The organism is Streptomyces griseus, assembly GCF_001715295.1.
GTDB classification, from domain to species: domain Bacteria; phylum Actinomycetota; class Actinomycetes; order Streptomycetales; family Streptomycetaceae; genus Streptomyces; species Streptomyces griseus_G.
Genome location: NZ_MDKB01000002.1, coordinates 1,400,938 through 1,417,649, shown reverse-complemented (window position 1 = coordinate 1,417,649; position 16,712 = coordinate 1,400,938). Strand labels below are relative to the sequence as shown.

Here is a 16,712-nt window from a genome sequence, read left to right as displayed (position 1 = left end):
GGGGTTATCCGAAGCGGCCCGAGATGTAGTCCTCGGTCGCCTGCACGGACGGGTTGGAGAAGATCCGCTCCGTCTCGTCGATCTCGATCAGCCGGCCGGGCTTGCCGACCGCCGAGAGGTTGAAGAAGGCCGTACGGTCGGAGACGCGCGCCGCCTGCTGCATGTTGTGCGTCACGATGACGATCGTGAAGCGCTCCTTCAGCTCGCCGATCAGGTCCTCGATGGCGAGGGTCGAGATCGGGTCGAGGGCCGAGCACGGCTCGTCCATCAGCAGCACGTCGGGTTCGACGGCGATGGCGCGGGCGATGCACAGGCGCTGCTGCTGGCCGCCGGACAGGCCGGAGCCGGGCTTGTTCAGGCGGTCCTTGACCTCGTTCCAGAGGTTGGCGCCCTTGAGGGACTTCTCGACGATCTCGGACAGCTGGTTCTTGCGGTAGGAGCCGTTCAGCCGGAGACCGGCGGCGACGTTGTCGAAGATCGACATGGTCGGGAACGGGTTCGGCCGCTGGAAGACCATGCCGACCGTGCGGCGCACGGTGACGGGGTCGACCCCGGAGCCGTAGAGGTTCTCGTCGTCCAGGAGCACCTTGCCCTCGACGCGGCCGCCGGGGGTGACCTCGTGCATGCGGTTCAGGGTGCGCAGGAAGGTGGACTTGCCGCAGCCGGACGGGCCGATGAAGGCGGTCACGGAGCGGGGTTCCACGGTCATCGAGATGTCCTCGATGGCCTTGTGGGAGCCGTAGTAGGCGGTGAGTCCGCCGACGTCGATGCGCTTGGCCATGTGAATCACTGCTTCTTTCGGAGGTCGCTGATGGCCGCGTCAGCGACCGGTCTTCGGGGCCTTCCAGCGGGCGATGCCGCGGGCCACGAGGTTGAGGATCATGACGAAGGCGATCAGGACCAGGGCGGCGGCCCAGGCGCGGTCGTAGGAGGCGGCCTCGCCGATCTTGTACTGCTCGTAGATGTAGAAGGGCAGCGAGGACTGGGCGCCTTCGAAGGGGTTCGTGTTGATCAGCTGGCTGCCGAAGACCAGCAGGATGATCGGTGCGGTCTCACCGGCGATGCGGGCGATGGCGAGCATGACACCCGTGGTGATGCCGCCGATCGCGGTCGGCAGGACCACCTTCAGGATGGTGCGCCACTTCGGGATGCCCAGGGCGAGGGAGGCCTCGCGGAGCTCGTTGGGGACGAGCTTGAGCATCTCCTCGGTGGAGCGGACCACGACGGGGATCATCAGGATGGTCAGGGCCAGGGCGCCCATCAGACCGGACGGCTCCAGGCCGGCGATCAGCATGATCGACAGGATGAAGAGGCCGGCCACGATGGACGGGATGCCCGTCATCACGTCGACGAAGAAGGTGACGGCGCGGGCGAGGCCGCCCTTCCCGTACTCCACCAGGTAGACCGCGGTCAGCAGGCCGAGCGGGGCGGAGATCACCGTGGCGATGCCGACCTGCTCCAGGGTGCCGATCAGCGCGTGGTAGACACCGCCGGTGGCCTCCGAGCCGAGGACCCCGGCCATGGAGTGGCTGAGGAAGTAGCCGTCCAGGCGTTCCGAGCCGCGGCTGACGGTCGTCCACAGCAGTGAGGCGAGCGGGACGACGGCGGCCAGGAAGCACACCCAGACGACGCTGGTGGCGAGGCGGTCCTTGGCCTGGCGCTGGTTCTCGACGACGGTGGTCGCCACGTACGAGATGGCCAGGAAGAGCAGGGCGGCGATCAGGCCCCACTGGACGCGGCTCTGCCATCCGGCGGCCGTGCTGATGCCGACGGCGAGGGCGACGGACACGGCGGCGAAGCCGAGCGGGGCCCACCGGGGGAGGCTGCGGCTGCTGAGACCGGTGCCGTGGGTGCCCGGCCGGGTCTGCGGACGCTGGTCCCGGACGTCGGTGGTGGTGGCGTTGCTCATGCGTTGGCCCCCGAGTACTCCTTGCGGCGGGCGATGATGAGCCGGGCCGCGCCGTTGACCAGCAGGGTGAGGACGAACAGGACGAGACCCGAGGCGATCAGGGCGTCCCGGCCGAACGCGTCGGCCTCGCCGAACTTCGCGGCGATGTTCTGGGCGAAGGTGCCGCCGCCCGGGTTGAGGACGTGCAGCGAGATCAGGAAGCTCGGCGACAGGACCGTGGCGACGGCCATCGTCTCGCCGAGCGCGCGGCCCAGGCCCAGCATCGAGGCGGAGATGATGCCGGAGCGGCCGAAGGGCAGGACCGAGAGGCGGATGACCTCCCAGCGGGTGGCTCCGAGGGCGAGCGCGGCTTCCTCGTTCATCTTCGGGACCTGGAGGAAGACCTCGCGGCTGACACTGGTCACGATCGGAAGGATCATGATCGCGAGCAGGATGCCGACGGTGAAGAGCGAGCGGGCGACGCCGACCTCGGTCTTCTCGAAGATGTACGTCCAGCCGAAGAACTGGTCGAGCCAGAGGTTCAGGCCCTCCAGGTACGGCACGAGGACCAGTGCGCCCCAGATGCCGTAGACGATGCTGGGTACGGCGGCGAGCAGGTCGACGACGTACGCGAGGGGGGCGGCCAGCTTGCGCGGCGCGTAGTGCGAGATGAACAGGGCGATGCCGACAGCGACCGGGACCGCGATGACCATCGCGATGATCGAGCTGACGACGGTGCCGAAGAGGAGTACCGCGATGCCGAAGACCGGCGGGTCACCGGCCGGGTTCCAGTCGAAGGTGGTGAAGAAGTTGCCTTCGTCCTTCGAGATGGCCGTCGCGGCACGGTAGCTGAGGAACACGGCGATCGACGCCATGATCAGCAGCAGCAGGATGCCCGAACCCCGCGAGAGGCTCAGGAAGATCTTGTCGCCCGCGCGTCCGGTGGATCCGGGGCGCCGTGGTCGGGCCGGCGGGGCCGGCGGTATGTCGAGCTGAGTGGTGGAAGCCATGGTCTTTCCGGTCTGTGTGGGGGAGCGGTGGGCTCCCCTGGCGGCGGTGCACCGGATCGGGCGGTGGCCGGGGCGGTCCGGAGGGGTGTTCCGGACCGTCCCGCCGTGTGCGTCGTGCGGTCCCCTGGTTACGAGAGGGCGCCGATGGTCTCGCGGACCTTGGCGTTGATCTCGGCCGGGATCGGGGCGTAACCGGCCTCCGTCAGGACCTTCTGGCCCTCGTCGGAAGCGGTGTACGTGAGGAAGGACTTGACGGTGCCGAGGGTGTCGGCCTTGTTGCCGGAGTCGCAGACGACCTCGTACGTCACCAGGACGATCGGGTAGGCGCCCTCGGCCTTGGTGGTGTAGTCGAGGTCCAGGGCCAGGTCCTTGCCGGTGCCCTTGACCTTGGCGGCGGCGATGGCCTTGGAGGCGTTCTCCGAGGTGGCCTTCACCGGGGTGGCGCCCCCGGTGTTGATGTCCACCGTGGTGATGTCCTGCGAGGCGGCGTAGGACAGCTCGAAGTAACCGATCGAGCCGTCGACGGCCTTCACCTGGGAGGCGACACCGGAGGAGCCGGACGCGGCCTGGCCACCGGGGGCCGGCCACTTCTTCTCGGCCTCGTACTTCCAGTCGCTCGGGGCCGCGGCGCCCAGGTACTTGCCGAGGTTCTGCGTGGTGCCGGAGTCCTCGGAGCGGTGGAAGGGCTGGATCGCCTTGTCCGGGAGCTTCGCGCCCTTGTTGAGTGCGGCGATCGCCGGGTCGTTCCACTTCTTGATCTTGGTGTCGAAGATCTTGGCGAGCGTGGGGGCGTCCAGCGTCAGGCTGTCGACACCCTCGAGGTGGAAGCCGACCGCGATCGGGCCGCCGACCATCGGGAGGTTGATGCCCTGGCCCGTCTTGCAGATCTTCTTGGAGTCGGCGACCTCCTCCGGCTTGAGTGCCGAGTCGGAGCCGGCGAAGCCGACGGTGCCCTGGTTGAAGGCCACGATGCCCTCGCCGGACGACGAGGAGTTGTAGTTGATCTCCACGCCGGAACAGGCGGCCATGTAGTTCTTGACCCAGAGGTCCATCGCGTTCTTCTGCGCGCTCGACCCGGAGGCGCGGAGCTGGCCCTTGGCGTCGTCGCACTTGATGTTCGACGCGGCGGCGCTGGTCTTCTTGCCGCCTCCCTCCGGGCTTCCGCTGTTGTCGTCCGAACCGCACGCCGTGAGGACCAGGGCGCCGGAGACGGCGAGGGCACCGAGCGCGGTGGCACGAAGCCGGTTCTTGCGCTGAAGCTTCACTTTCGGGGTGTTCCTTCCAGGAGCCGCCGCGGCCGTAGGTGCGAGGCGGCGTGCGATGAGGAAAGGTGCGGTGGCTTGGCGCCGTGCACCGTGTACGTCCGAAATTAGGCAGAACAGGTGAAGCCGCCTACGGGGCAGAGTGAACGGCAGGTGAACCGTGCTGGGCGGGCTGGTTCCGTGGCGCGGGTGCGGGGCGGGGGGCCTGGCCGGGGGCGCGGGCGGGGCCNGCCTGGTCCGGGGGTGCGGGGCGGGGCTGGTCCGGGGGTGCGGGGCGGGCTGGTCCGGGGGTGCGGGGTTCCGTCCTCAAGCGCCGGACGGGCTTGGGTGCGCGGCTCCTGGTTCCGGCGGGGTGCGGCTTCTCCGGGGGTGCGCGGCTCCGGGTCTCTGCGGTGTGCGGCTCCTCCGGGGTGCCCGGCCGGGGGTGGGTGGGGTCCGGGGGCCCTCCGGAGTGTCTCCTCGGGCGACGAACGTTTCCAGCTCCACGTGAGGACGCCCCGGAAGGCGTTCGTCGCCCTGCGGGGACCCTCCTGCACGCCCCCGGACCGGCCGTCGCCGGTCCGGCGGGCGGTGGTGGGTTCCGGGGGCGCTGCGGGTGCGGTCCTGTGGGCCGGTGGTCGCCGGTGGGTGGTCAGGTGGTGGGGACGGTGTTCAGGAACGCGGTCAGCTGGATGCGGTCGCCGGGGCGGGTGAGGCGGTTGTGGGCCGCGGCCGGGGAGAGCCAGGCCAGGCGGTCGACCTCGTCGCCGGGGACGAAGGCGCCGTCCGTCGCCTCGGCCGCCCAGTAGCTGACCACTTTCGGGCGCCCGTTCACCGTGTACCGGGCCGTGGGCAGCGCGGCGCCCGGGACGCAGTGGTGGCCCGTCTCCTCCAGGACCTCGCGCAGGGCGGCCTCCAAGGGGGTTTCGCCGCGCTTCAGCTTGCCTTTGGGATACGACCAGTCGTCGTACCGGGGGCGGTGGACCAGGCAGATCTCCAGGCCACCGTCCCGGGACCGGCGCCACAGGACGCAGCCCGCGGCCCGGACGGGCGCCTGTCCACGGGGGGTCATGACGCCGGAACGGCCGTCGTGTACGGCCAGGTCTCGCGGAACACGGCACGCGCCGCCTCCACCTCGTGCCGCTGGTCGGCGTGGAGGACGCCCAGGGCGTACGCCGTCGCCGGGGCGATCCGCGGGGTGCGCGCCGCCGCTGCCGCGGCCCCCGCCGCCTCGGCGGCGTCCCGGTGCAGGTCGAGCGCCCGCCCCGCGCCGGCCAGGACCGGATCGGGTGCGCCGTGGACCACCTCGTGCGCGTACCGGTGCAGCCGCAGCAGCAGGCGGGCCTGGTGCCAGAGGGTGTCGTGGCCTTCGTTGTACGGCTCGGCCCCCTCGTCCGGCGGCAGGGCGGCGACCGCCGCGAGCATGCGCTCCTCGGCCAGTTCCGCCGGGGCGTGCAGCAGGTCCGCCGCCGGGCCCGCGGCCGCGGGGACGAGGGGGACCTCGGAGGCGAGCAGGGCCACGGCGTCGGCGACGGCGTGGAAGCGGGAGGAGCCGAGCGCCTGGAGGGCCGCCGAGTGGGCGCGGGTCCGGGCGAGGGTCAGCCGGCGTTCGAGGAGCGCCCCGGCGCGGGCCGCGCCCACGCCGAGCACCGCGCGTTCGGTGTCGCCGTCTCCGCCGGAGGTGGAGGAGGTGGCGGAGCGGGCGGCGGGGAGCGCGGCGCCGGAGAGCTGGTGCAGGGCCTCCAGCAGCCGTCTGAGCCGGGTGGCGTAGGCGTGTTCGCGGGCCAGGGTGCCGGAGAGCCAGGCCAGTTCCGTACGGAGGTGGTCGGCCCAGGCCGGGTCGAGCGCGGACCGGAAGGTGTGGAGCGTGCCGCTGATGCGGCGGGCGGCGTGGCGCAGGGCGGTGGCGGCCTCCTCGGCCCCCTGGGTGCCGGTGTCCGTCGGGGCGCTGTGCTCGCGGTGCAGGCGCAGGCCGCGGAGGAAACCGGCGGCCTGCCGGGACAGGTAGGGGGCGAGGACCGTCTCGGCGGACAGCGTCGTCGTGTGGTGGTCAGGGCGTCGCACGCCGGCGCCTCCGGGCGTCAATGAGCATCTCTTGTACGTGCCGCAGCGGCTGGCCGTCCGCGTCCGTGGCGTGCCGGGTCCAGTTCCCGTCGGAGCCCAGGTGCCAGGAGGAGGTGGTGTCGGACATGCCTGTTTCCAGGAGCCTGCTGAGCGCGGCGCGATGCGCGGGGTCGGTGACGCGGACCAGTGCTTCGATCCGGCGGTCGAGGTTGCGGTGCATCATGTCGGCGCTGCCGAACCAGACTTCGGGCTCGCCGCCGTTGCCGAAGGCGAAGACCCGGGAGTGTTCGAGGAAGCGGCCCAGTATGGAGCGGACCCGGATGTTCTCGGAGAGTCCGCTGACGCCGGGGCGGATCGCGCAGATGCCGCGTACCCAGATGTCGACCGGTACGCCGGCCTGCCCGGCCCGGTAGCAGGCGTCGATGATCGCCTCGTCGACCATGGAGTTGACCTTGATGCGGACGTAGGCGGGACGGCCCGCGCGGTGGTGGCTGATCTCCTTGTTGATGCGGGCGATCAGGCCGTCGCGCAGGGACTTCGGGGCGACCAGCAGGCGGCGGTAGGTCTCGCGGCGGGAGTATCCGGAGAGCCGGTTGAAGAGGTCGGAGAGGTCCGCGCCGACCTGGGGGTCGGCGGTGAGCAGGCCGAGGTCCTCGTAGAGCCGGGCCGTCTTGGGGTGGTAGTTGCCGGTGCCGACGTGGGAGTACCGGCGCAGGGTGTCGCCCTCCTGGCGGACGACGAGCGACAGCTTGCAATGGGTCTTGAGTCCGACCAGGCCGTAGACGACGTGGCAGCCGGCCTCCTCCAGTTTGCGGGCCCACTTGATGTTGGCCTGCTCGTCGAAGCGCGCCTTGATCTCGACGAGGACGAGGACCTGCTTGCCGGATTCGGCGGCGTCGATCAGGGCGTCCACTATCGGCGAGTCGCCGGAGGTCCGGTACAGCGTCTGCTTGATCGCGAGGACGTCGGGGTCGCCGGCCGCCTGTTCCAGGAACGCCTGGACGGAGGTCGAGAACGAGTCGTACGGGTGGTGCAGCAGCACGTCGCGTTCGCGCAGGGCGGCGAAGATGTCGGGGGCGGAGGCCGACTCGACCTCGGCGAGGTCCCGGTGGGTGCCCGCGATGAACTTGGGGTATTTCAGTTCCGGGCGGTCCAGGGACGCTATGCCGAACAGTCCGGTGAGGTCGAGCGGGCCGGGCAGCGGATAGAGCTCCGTCTCGGAGATGTTCAGCTCGCGTACGAGGAGGTCGAGGACGTACGGGTCGATGGACTCCTCGACCTCCAGGCGGACCGGCGGGCCGAAGCGGCGCCGCATGAGCTCCTTCTCCAGCGCCTGGAGCAGGTTCTCGGCGTCGTCCTCCTCGACCTCGAGGTCCTCGTTCCTGGTGACGCGGAACATGTGGTGGGCCAGGACCTCCATGCCCGGGAAGAGCTCTTCGAGGTGGGCCGCGATGATGTCCTCGATCGGGACGTACCGCTGGGGGGACGCCTCCAGGAAGCGGGTCAGCAGCGGCGGCACCTTGACGCGGGCGAAGTGACGGTGGCCGCTGACCGGGTTGCGGACGACGACGGCGAGGTTGAGGGAGAGCCCGGAGATGTACGGGAAGGGGTGGGCCGGGTCCACGGCCAGCGGTGTCAGTACGGGGAAGACCCGCTGCCGGAAGAAGGTGAAGAGGCGGGCCTGCTCCTTCTCGGTCAGCTCGGGCCAGCGGATCAGCTGGATGCCCTCGTCCGACAGCGCGGGCGCCACGTCCTGCTGGTAGCAGGCGGCGTGCCGGGCCATGAGCTCGCGGGAGCGGGTCCAGATCAGGTCGAGGACCTCGCGGGGCTGCAGCCCGGACGCGGAGCGGGTGGCGACCCCGGTGGCGATGCGGCGCTTGAGGCCGGCCACCCGGACCATGAAGAACTCGTCCAGGTTCGAGGCGAAGATCGCGAGGAAGTTGGCCCGTTCGAGGAGGGGAGTGGTGGGGTCCTCGGCCAGCTCCAGAACGCGTTCGTTGAACGCGAGCCAACTGCGTTCCCGGTCCAGGAAGCGGCCCTGCGGCAGCTCGTCGCCCTCGGCGTCGGGTTCGTACGCGTCCGCGTCGTTGTCCAGGTCGGGGTCGAGGCCGGGGGCCGTGGACAGACCGGTGGACACGGACGAGGATCCGGCGACGGCCTGGGGCCGGTGCGCCGCGAGGGAGCCGACGGACGGCTGGGCGGGCGGGACCGGGACCTCGGAGCTGGGCTGCTGGCTCATGGCCCTATTGTTCCGCGCGTTCGGCTTCTCAGGCGCGTCGGAGCCGTTAAAGATCGCGGAAGAGGCGGGGGCGGTCGGCGAACCCCGGCCTCTCCCGTTGCGGGGGGTGGGCACAGCTGGCTGCATCCCGTGAGGGTCGCAAGCGTGGCTGAATGGACGGTAACGGCGACATGACGTGCAGGAAGCGGTGTGGCTGCGGGGCCGCGTCCGGTCACGGTGTGTGTTCCCCGTCCCGGGCTCCGGGCTCCCCCCGGAGTCCGGAACCCGGGACGGGTGGTTCGGTCAGCCGTGGCGACGGCGCAGCACCCGGAAGGCGAGCGCGAGGGCCAGGGCGGCGAGGGCGAGCAGGATGCCCGTCTCGACGAGCTGGAGGGGCCAGAAGTGGGAGGCGGGGTGGTAGTCGAGGTAGTGGCCGACGATGTCCTGGTCCGCCATGCACCGGAGCCGGGATTCCTCGGTTCCGGCCGTCGAGCACAGGTCGTTCGGCAGCCGCCTGCCGCTGCTGTCGAGGTCGCCCACGTCCACCCACCAGATGTCCGACACGGGGTTCAGGGTCCGGCCGGACAGCGTCCGTGGGGGCCACAGTCCGCCCCGGAGGTAGGTGAAGGCCGTGATCACCGCGCCGGTGACGAGCGCGGAGACGGTCAGTGCGAGGACGGTGCGGCGTATCAGCAGTCCGGCGAGTGCTCCCACGCACAGGCCGAGGACGAGGTAGGCGAAGGGCACGGTGCCCGTGGTGGCGAAGACCTTCCAGGTGTACCACTCGGAGGCGTAGGGATTGTCCGAGTAGGACTGCGCCCAGTACAGGACGGACGACAGCACGGCCGTTCCGGCCGTCAGCAGCACGGCCGGAACGGCGAGCTGGGCGGTCAGCCAGCGTGCGGGCGACACCGACTGGGTCCAGGACACCTTGTAGGTGCCGCTCTCCAGTTCCCTGGCGATCAGGGGGCCGGCGACGAAGGCGCTGAGGAGCACGGGCAGGGCGGCCAGGAACACGGCGACGTCGTCGAAGAGGCTGTTGTACGTCGCCATGCTGACCAGGTAATTGCGTGCTACCTGCATGCAGTCCCGGTTCCCGTCGGCACCGTCCACCCGGCACCCGCTGGCCACGAAGACCTCGCTGACGCGGGACGACCGCAGGGTGAGGGCGGCCATGCCGAGGACGGCGGCCAGCGCGAGGCCGCCCGCGAGCCGCAGGGTGAGACGGTGCCGGCGCACCAGCACACGGACAGGGCCGCCGAAGGTGAGGGTGCTCATGCCGCCGCCCCCTCGGGGACGTGCGCGCTCGGGGTGAGCAGCGGGGGTGCGTCCGGGGAGCGGAGGTGGGCCAGGAGCAGGTCTTCCAGGGAGGGCTCCGTGACCTCCCAGGCCAGCTCGTCGACCGGGCCCTCCGTCCGTACCAGCGCGGTGAGCTGTCGCCCGGTCGTGCGGGCCTCGACGACGGTGTGCGGGGCGAGGTCGCGGGCCCTGCCGGTGAGGACGGCGTGCGCGGCGACGATGTCGTCGCTCTCGCCGCCGAGCCGGACCCGGCCGCCGTCGACGAGGAGGACGTAGTCGCAGGCGCCCTCCAGTTCGGTGAGGATGTGCGAGGACATCACGATGGTGGTGGCGTGCTCGGCGGCCTCGGCCATCAGGACGCCCATGAGCTGGTGGCGGGCGAGCGGGTCGAGGTCGGCCATCGGCTCGTCCAGCAGCATCAGGTCGGGCCGCTTGCCCAGGGCGAGGGCGAGGGCGAGCCGGGTGCGCTGGCCGCCCGAGAGGGTGCGGACCCGGGCGTCCTGCGGGAGGGGGGCCGCGACCCGGTCGGCGGCGGCGCGGTCCCAGACGGCGGGGTTGAGCTGTGCGCCGGCCCACAGGGTGTCGGCCACCGTGAGCTGCGGGTACAGGGGCTTGTCCTGGGAGACGTAGGCGATGCGGGCGCGGGTCCCGTCGGGGTCGTCGGAGCCGAGGACGCGTACCGTGCCCTCGGTCGGCCGGAGCAGGCCGGCCGCGAGGGCGAGCAGGGTGGACTTTCCCGCGCCGTTGGGTCCGACCAGAGCGCATATCCGTCCGGTGGGCAGCCGGAACGAGCAGTCGCGTAGTGCCCACCCGCGCTTTCGCCCGTAGGTCATACCGAGGCCGATCGCCTCGATCGCGGCGCCTTTCATGCGTGCGGGTCCCCCTTGAAGGTGCTGTCCAGTACGGCGGTGAAGAGCGCGTGCACGTCGTCCTCGTCGAGTCCGGCGGCGCGTGCCCTGCGGGTCCAGTCGGTGAGTTCGGCGCGCAAGGGTGCGTCGGTGGTGACGGCGGCGCTGCCGAGGGTGCGGCGGACGAAGGTGCCGAGGCCGCGGCGTGCCTCGACGAGGCCTTCGCGTTCCAGTTCGCGGTAGGCCTTGAGCACGGTGTTGGGGTTGATGGCCGTGGCTTCCACGACCTCCCGGGCCGTCGGCAGGCGGTCGCCCGGCTCCAGGACACCCAGGCGCAGGGCCTGTTTGGTCTGGTGCACGATCTGGAGGTAGGTGGCGACGCCGCTGCGCCGGTCGATGCGGAACTCGACCGCTGCGGACCCTGTCATGGGCACCACCCTTTCACTAATTGAGTAGTGAAAGGGTGGCGTAAGGAAGGGGCGGCGTCAAGTGACGCCGCCCCGCACCCTGCTGATCGGCAATCAGGACTCCGTGCGGTACATCAGGTCCGTCTCGTGCGTGACGAAACCCATGCGCTCGTACACCGCGAGGGCGGCCGGGTTGTCGGCGTCGACGTAGAGCATCGCGGTGGGCAGGCCCTGGGCGGCCAGATGGCGCAGCCCGATCGCGGTGAGCGCCTTGCCGAGGCCGCCGCCCTGGGCGTCGGGCCGGATGCCGACCACGTACACCTCGCCGAGGTTCTCGTCGGCGTGCACCTTCGTCCAGTGGAAGCCGATGAGTTCGCCGTCGCGCTCGGCGAGGAAGAAGCCCTTCGGGTCGAACCACGGCTCGGCCTTGCGGTCGTCCAGGTCCCGCTGGGTCAGGGAGCCCTGCTCGGGGTGGTGGGCGAACGCGGCCCTGTTGACCGCGAGCCAGGCCTCGTCGTCCTGGCCGGGTACGAAGGTACGCAGGGTGACCCCCGGGGGCAGCACCGGCTCGGCGATGGGGGGTGCGTCCAACGGGCGCCGCAGCTGGCGCAGTTCGCGGAAGAGCGAGAGGCCGAGTACCTGCGCGAGGTGCCGGGCGGAGGACTTGCCGCCGTGGGCCCAGACCCGCAGCCGCTTGCCCGTCGCGGCCAGCAGGGCGGCTCCCAGGGCCCGTCCGTGCCCGCGCCCGCGGTGGGCCGGATGGACGACGAGCTCGGCGGCTGGAGCCTCCACGGGGTCGGCGTCCTCCAACTGTGCGTACCCGGCGAGGACGCCGTCCGCGGTGAGCAGGAAGTGCCGCACGCCCTCGCGGTGCCCGCCCCGGAGCTGGAGCCGGCCCTGCTCGGAGACGGCCTCCCTGCCGTCGCTCCGGGTGGCCTCGCCGAGCAGGGCCAGGACGGCGTCGGCCTGCTCGGGGGTGAGCGCGTCGAGGGTCTGGATCGTACGTCCGGGGGCGGGGAGGGGTACGTCTGTCGTCATGGGGACGAGCGTACGGGGAGCGGGCGGGGCGGCGGGGGTGGTGACTGCGCGACGGCTCGGTGCACGGTCCGTTCGGGCGGTGCGCCGGTGCTCCCGCAGGAGCGGTCTGCGGTCATCCGCCGACCTGTGCGGAACGCCGGACGCAAGTGCGGGTGCCGGTCGGCCGCTGACGGTGCCTCCGGCCGTTTCTGCCGTGTCCGGCGCACCGTTCGGGGCGCTTCCGCACGCGGTGATGTTTCTGCACCGTTATGTACGCCCTACGGGTGATCGACCCCTTTCTGATCGGTCAGCAACCAGTTCGTAACCCCGAACACCTGTCGCGCTACGCGCGTTGACCCTAGGCTGCCGCACGCAGGATCCAGACACTCACAAGGGGACCGATGTCAGCCACTCCGCAGAAGAACCGCGTGTCCCGGCGGGTGCTTGCCGCCGCCGCCGGCCTGGCCACCGTGGGCGCGCTCGTCGCCGCGATGCCGGCCGGGGCCGACGAACGGGGCCACGGTGACGGCCACGGGCACGGTCTCCCTGCCCGTACCGTCGACGTCCAGCTGCTGTCCTTCAACGACCTGCACGGCAACCTGGAGCCGCCGGCCGGTTCCGCCGGGTCGGTCAGCGAGAAGCAGGCCGACGGCACCGTGAAGTCGGTCCCGGCCGGCGGCGTCGAGTACCTCGCGACCTCGCTGCGCACCGCGCGCAAGGGGCACCCGTACTCCGTCACCGCGGCCGGTGGCGACATGGTCGGCGCCAGCCCGCTCCTGTCGGGGCTCTTCCACGACGAGCCCACGATCGAGGCGCTGAACGAGCTCGACCTCGACGTGACGGCCGTCGGCAACCACGAGTTCGACGAGGGGGCCACGGAGCTGGGCCGCCTGCAGAACGGCGGCTGCCACCCGGTGGAGGGCTGTTACGAGAAGGGCAGGACGTTCGGGGGCGCGGACTTCCCCTACCTCGCCGCCAACGTCACCGACGAGAAGACCGGCAAGCCGATCCTCGAGCCGTACACCGTCTGGAAGAAGGACGGCGTCAAGATCGGCTTCATCGGGGTGACCCTGGAGGGCACGCCGAACATCGTCACGGCCAACGGTGTCAAGGGCCTGAAGTTCCACGACGAGATCGAGACGGTCAACAAGTACGCCAAGGAGCTGGACCGCCAGGGCGTCAAGTCCATCGTGGCGCTGATCCACGAGGGCGGGGCCCCGGCCTCCTCGGCGTACAACTACGACTGCGACAGCCCCGGCGCCGGCAACGGCATCTCCGGGCCGATCGTGGACATCGCCAAGGGCATCACCCCGAAGGTCGACGCCCTGGTCACCGGCCACACCCACCAGGCCTACGTGTGCACCGTCCCGGACCCGTCCGGGGAGCCGCGCATGGTCACGTCCGCCTCGTCGTTCGGCAAGCTCTACACCGACACGACCCTCACCTACGACCGCCGCACCAAGGACATCGTGCGTACGTCGGTGCGGTCGGCGAACCACATCGTCAGCCGGGACCAGGCCAAGGCCTCCGACATGACCGCGCTGATCGCCCGCTGGAACGCGCTCGCCGCGCCCATCGCGAGCCGTCCGCAGGGCTTCATCTCCGCCGACATCGACGGCCGCGGTTCCACGGCCCCGGAGAAGCCCCTCGGCAACCTGATCGCCGACGCGCAGCTGGAGGGGCTGGCCCCCGCCGACAAGGGTGGTGCGGTCGTCGCGTTCATGAACCCCGGCGGTATCCGCGCGGACCTGGTGTACGCGGCGTCCGGCAGCGAGGGCGACGGAGTGGTGACGTACGGCGAGTCGTTCACCGTCCAGCCGTTCACCAACATGATGAACGTCGTCGACCTGACCGGCGCCCAGCTGGTCACCGCGCTCCAGCAGCAGGTCAGCGGCTCCAACGAGGCCTCCCCGAAGATCCTGCAGATCTCCCGGGGCCTCACCTACACCCTCGACATGACGAAGTCGGGCGCGGCCCGGGTGGTCGCGGACTCGATCCGGCTGAACGGTGAGGCGATCGACCCGGCGAAGACGTACCGCGTGGCGATGAACGAGTTCCTCGCGGGCGGCGGCGACGGCTTCGCGGCTCTCGGCCAGGGCACGAACAAGCTGGTCGGCCCGTCCGACCTGGACCTGTTCAACGCCTATCTGGCGGCACACTCCACGGCCTCCGCGCCGCTGGCCCCGCCGGCCACGGACCGGATCACGGTCATCCGGTAACCGGCGGCGGGCACGACAGGAGCGGGGCGGTGGGCCGGGAGGCCTGCCGCCCTTCTGCGTCTCCCAGGCCTGTTCAGGGTGCCGATGCGGCCCGGGCCGACGTGAGCACGCCGCCTTCCGGTACGGGGGCAGCCGCCCCAGCGCCGCCCTCCCCCGGGTGGGCACCAGCGGGACGCTGTCCGATGCGTGGCTGCCGTACGACCTTGCAGGGATACCCCGGCGCGCCGGAACGCGATCCACGCCCCGCGTCCCGCACCTTGCGATCTTCCGCCGGGACGGCCGACGGCCCTGTTCCAGTAGTGACGTGCACCCGTCATAATCCGTGAGTCGACCCCCCACGGCAGACGGAGGCACCTTCCGCATGAGCCCGTACACCGCCACTCGCCGGAACTTCCTGGCCGGCGCCCTCGCCGCCACCGCCACCGTCCTGATCGGCGCGGACCCCGCGGGCGCCGTGACCCGCCAGGCCCTCACCACCCGGGACTGGATGGGTGCCGTCCCCGGCGTCACCGCTCTGCAACGCCTCACGATCCCCGGCTCGCACGACTCCGGCGCCCGCTACGGTGGCCCCTGGACCGAGTGCCAGAACACCACGATCGCCGAGCAGCTGAACAGCGGAATCCGCTTCCTCGACGTACGGTGCCGGATCACCGGCGGCTCCTTCGCGATCCATCACGGGGCTTCGTACCAGAACCTGATGTTCGGCGATGTGCTGGGCGCCTGCTGGGACTTCTTGGCTGCCCACCCCACCGAGACCGTGCTCATGCGGGTCAAGCAGGAGTACTCGGAGGAGGGCGATGCGGCGTTCCGGGCGGTCTTCGACGACTACCTCGACAACAGGGGCTGGCGCCCGCTGTTCCGCATCGACCCGTCGCTGCCCTCGCTGGGCGAGGCGCGCGGCAAGGTGGTGCTACTGGCCGACAACGGCGGACTGCCCGGTGTCCGGTACGCCGATCCTGAACTCTTCGACATCCAGGACGACTACATGGCCGAGCCGTTCGGCAAGTACCCGAAGATCGAGGCGCAGTTCCGCAAGGCCGTGCAGCAGCCCGGCAAGCTGTTCATGAACTACGTGAGCACCGCCGCCCTGATGCCGCCGCGCTGGAACTCCGACCGGCTCAACCCGCAGGTGCACGCGTTCCTCGACGGGGCGGCGTCGGGCTGGACCGGCCTCGGCATCGTCCCGCTGGACTACCCGGCGACCCGGTCCGGCCTCGTCGAGTCGCTGATCCGGCACAACCCTGCGGGCTGAGGCCCGCTCACACCCCCGGCGGCGGCGTCGGTGCCCCCGGCAGCCGGATCGTGGCCACCGTGCCGTCCCCGTCCGCCGGGCGCAGGGTGGCCCCCCGGGCGGGCCCCCGTCGCTCCCCGGATGCGGGAGGTCCGCGGCGGGTGGGGCCCATGGTCCTGGAGGGCCGCACTCGCTTGCGTTTCTTTCGAATTGTGCGATGCTGGGGTGACCCGAAGGAGACGGACCATGCACGGAACCACTGAGGACCGCACTCTTCTGCCCGAGCACCGAGCGGAGATCGCCGAGCTCTGCGCCTTCCTCGACCGCACGCCGCAAGCAGCCGAACCGGCTCTCCTGCGCGGTCCCGACGGCAGCACCCGCACGCTTCCCTCGGAGGTCTACGAGGCGCTCCTGGCGGTGGTGCGGGCTCTGTCGGAGGGCAAGGCGGTGACGGTCGCCCCCGTGAACACCACGCTCACCACACAAGAGGCCGCAGACCTGCTGGGTGTCAGTCGCCCTACATTCGTCAAGATCCTCGATGAGGAAGGCGTCCCGTTCTCGCGTCCGGGCAGACACCGCCGGGTGCTGCTGGCCGACGTGCTCGCCTACAAGGAGCAGAGGCGGTCACAGCGGAAACGCGGGGTGGACGAGCTCGTCCGGCTGACCGAGGATGCGGGTCTGTACGACAACTGAACGCCGGATCGGCTGAGTCGCCTGGAGTGATGTGCAGCGCGTAGTCCTGGACACCTGTGTCCTCTTTCCGAACTACTTACGGGACACGCTCCTGCGTCTTGCCGAGACGGAGCTCTACGAGCCGCTCTGGTCACCTGACATCCTGGCCGAGCTGACGAGGAACGTCGGCGAACGGATCGGGGACGTCAAGGCCAAGCATCTCGTCGTCGCCATGGCGGACACCTTTCCGGAGAGCCTGGTGACGGGCTATGCGGCGCTCGTGCCCGCGATGGCCAACGATCCCAAGGACCGGCACGTCCTGGCGGCGGCGGTGCGCGGCCAGGCCCACGCCGTCGTCACACTCAACGTCAAGGACTTTCCGGCCGAGGCCGCAGACCCCTACGAGATCGAGGTGCTGCGTCCCGACGACTTCCTGCTGGATCTGCTCGATCTCGCGCCGGCGGAGGTGAACCGCGTCCTGAGGGCACAGGTCAGCGGTTACCGGCGCGAGCCGCGCGACCTGCACGGGCTGCTGGACAGGCTGGATGCCGGCGGTGCCCCGCAGTTCGCCGCAGAATTCCGTCGCCGGCTCTGAACC

15 protein-coding genes are annotated in these 16,712 nt (G+C 71.0%); 4 read left to right on the top strand and 11 right to left on the bottom strand.

Features of this window, described 5'->3' with window-relative positions:
• Positions 1-4: 4 nt before the first annotated feature.
• The 11 genes from pstB to mshD form a co-directional block, all read right to left on the bottom strand.
• Positions 5-781, bottom strand: coding sequence for a phosphate ABC transporter ATP-binding protein PstB (gene pstB, locus BA175_RS12970; RefSeq protein ID WP_069171441.1), 777 nt, complete (start codon positions 779-781; stop codon positions 5-7).
• A gap of 39 nt (positions 782-820) precedes the next feature.
• Positions 821-1,909 (bottom strand): phosphate ABC transporter permease PstA, encoded by a 1,089-nt coding sequence (gene pstA, locus BA175_RS12965; protein WP_069171440.1) that lies wholly within the window; start codon positions 1,907-1,909, stop codon positions 821-823.
• On the bottom strand, positions 1,906-2,898 hold the full coding sequence (gene pstC / locus BA175_RS12960) for a phosphate ABC transporter permease subunit PstC (protein ID WP_069171439.1): 993 nt from the start codon (positions 2,896-2,898) through the stop codon (positions 1,906-1,908). Before pstC ends, pstA begins: the two co-directional genes overlap by 4 nt.
• A 128-nt stretch (positions 2,899-3,026) precedes the next feature.
• Positions 3,027-4,163 carry a phosphate ABC transporter substrate-binding protein PstS gene (gene pstS / locus BA175_RS12955; RefSeq protein ID WP_069171438.1) on the bottom strand — a complete coding sequence of 379 codons (1,137 nt, stop codon included), beginning with the start codon at positions 4,161-4,163 and terminating at the stop codon, positions 3,027-3,029.
• A 628-nt stretch (positions 4,164-4,791) separates the two neighbouring features.
• A complete protein-coding gene (locus BA175_RS12950) occupies positions 4,792-5,211 on the bottom strand; it encodes an NUDIX hydrolase (protein ID WP_069171437.1) in 420 nt (139 codons plus the stop codon).
• Positions 5,208-6,203 carry a CHAD domain-containing protein gene (locus BA175_RS12945; RefSeq protein ID WP_069172087.1) on the bottom strand — a complete coding sequence of 332 codons (996 nt, stop codon included), beginning with the start codon at positions 6,201-6,203 and terminating at the stop codon, positions 5,208-5,210. Before BA175_RS12945 ends, BA175_RS12950 begins: the two co-directional genes overlap by 4 nt.
• Positions 6,190-8,442, bottom strand: a complete 2,253-nt coding sequence (locus tag BA175_RS12940) for an RNA degradosome polyphosphate kinase (protein WP_069171436.1) — start codon at positions 8,440-8,442, stop codon at positions 6,190-6,192. The genes BA175_RS12945 and BA175_RS12940 overlap by 14 nt, the downstream gene beginning before the upstream one ends.
• A gap of 282 nt (positions 8,443-8,724) precedes the next feature.
• Positions 8,725-9,699: an ABC transporter permease gene (locus tag BA175_RS12935; protein ID WP_069171435.1), complete on the bottom strand. Its 975-nt coding sequence runs from the start codon at positions 9,697-9,699 to the stop codon at positions 8,725-8,727.
• Positions 9,696-10,589 (bottom strand): ABC transporter ATP-binding protein, encoded by an 894-nt coding sequence (locus BA175_RS12930; RefSeq protein WP_069171434.1) that lies wholly within the window; start codon positions 10,587-10,589, stop codon positions 9,696-9,698. Before BA175_RS12930 ends, BA175_RS12935 begins: the two co-directional genes overlap by 4 nt.
• Complete coding sequence (locus BA175_RS12925) at positions 10,586-10,996, bottom strand: GntR family transcriptional regulator (RefSeq protein ID WP_069171433.1); 411 nt, start codon at positions 10,994-10,996, stop codon at positions 10,586-10,588. Before BA175_RS12925 ends, BA175_RS12930 begins: the two co-directional genes overlap by 4 nt.
• A gap of 93 nt (positions 10,997-11,089) precedes the next feature.
• Positions 11,090-12,013, bottom strand: a complete 924-nt coding sequence (gene mshD / locus BA175_RS12920; protein ID WP_069171432.1) for a mycothiol synthase — start codon at positions 12,011-12,013, stop codon at positions 11,090-11,092.
• Positions 12,014-12,393: 380 nt separating this feature from the next.
• On the opposite strand from mshD, the gene BA175_RS12915 reads away from it, so the two are divergent.
• From BA175_RS12915 to BA175_RS12900, 4 genes are all read left to right on the top strand, one after another.
• Complete coding sequence (locus BA175_RS12915) at positions 12,394-14,211, top strand: bifunctional metallophosphatase/5'-nucleotidase (protein WP_069171431.1); 1,818 nt, start codon at positions 12,394-12,396, stop codon at positions 14,209-14,211.
• Positions 14,212-14,572: 361 nt separating this feature from the next.
• Positions 14,573-15,463 carry a phosphatidylinositol-specific phospholipase C gene (locus BA175_RS12910; protein WP_069171430.1) on the top strand — a complete coding sequence of 297 codons (891 nt, stop codon included), beginning with the start codon at positions 14,573-14,575 and terminating at the stop codon, positions 15,461-15,463.
• A gap of 225 nt (positions 15,464-15,688) precedes the next feature.
• A complete protein-coding gene (locus BA175_RS12905; RefSeq protein WP_069171429.1) occupies positions 15,689-16,135 on the top strand; it encodes a helix-turn-helix domain-containing protein in 447 nt (148 codons plus the stop codon).
• Between the two features lie 31 nt (positions 16,136-16,166).
• Positions 16,167-16,709 (top strand): PIN domain-containing protein, encoded by a 543-nt coding sequence (locus BA175_RS12900; protein ID WP_069171428.1) that lies wholly within the window; start codon positions 16,167-16,169, stop codon positions 16,707-16,709.
• Positions 16,710-16,712: the final 3 nt, after the last annotated feature.

Excerpts from the sequence above, each read along its gene's own strand:
- pstB (WP_069171441.1), bottom strand. The coding sequence starts at position 781 with ATGGCCAAGCGCATCGACGTCGGCGGACTCACCGCCTACTACGGCTCC.
- pstA (WP_069171440.1), bottom strand. The coding sequence starts at position 1,909 with ATGAGCAACGCCACCACCACCGACGTCCGGGACCAGCGTCCGCAGACC.
- pstC (WP_069171439.1), bottom strand. The coding sequence starts at position 2,898 with ATGGCTTCCACCACTCAGCTCGACATACCGCCGGCCCCGCCGGCCCGA.
- BA175_RS12950 (WP_069171437.1), bottom strand. The coding sequence starts at position 5,211 with ATGACCCCCCGTGGACAGGCGCCCGTCCGGGCCGCGGGCTGCGTCCTG.
- BA175_RS12940 (WP_069171436.1), bottom strand. The coding sequence starts at position 8,442 with ATGAGCCAGCAGCCCAGCTCCGAGGTCCCGGTCCCGCCCGCCCAGCCG.
- BA175_RS12935 (WP_069171435.1), bottom strand. The coding sequence starts at position 9,699 with ATGAGCACCCTCACCTTCGGCGGCCCTGTCCGTGTGCTGGTGCGCCGG.
- BA175_RS12930 (WP_069171434.1), bottom strand. The coding sequence starts at position 10,589 with ATGAAAGGCGCCGCGATCGAGGCGATCGGCCTCGGTATGACCTACGGG.
- BA175_RS12925 (WP_069171433.1), bottom strand. The coding sequence starts at position 10,996 with ATGACAGGGTCCGCAGCGGTCGAGTTCCGCATCGACCGGCGCAGCGGC.
- mshD (WP_069171432.1), bottom strand. The coding sequence starts at position 12,013 with ATGACGACAGACGTACCCCTCCCCGCCCCCGGACGTACGATCCAGACC.
- BA175_RS12915 (WP_069171431.1), top strand. The coding sequence starts at position 12,394 with ATGTCAGCCACTCCGCAGAAGAACCGCGTGTCCCGGCGGGTGCTTGCC.
- BA175_RS12910 (WP_069171430.1), top strand. The coding sequence starts at position 14,573 with ATGAGCCCGTACACCGCCACTCGCCGGAACTTCCTGGCCGGCGCCCTC.
- BA175_RS12905 (WP_069171429.1), top strand. The coding sequence starts at position 15,689 with ATGCACGGAACCACTGAGGACCGCACTCTTCTGCCCGAGCACCGAGCG.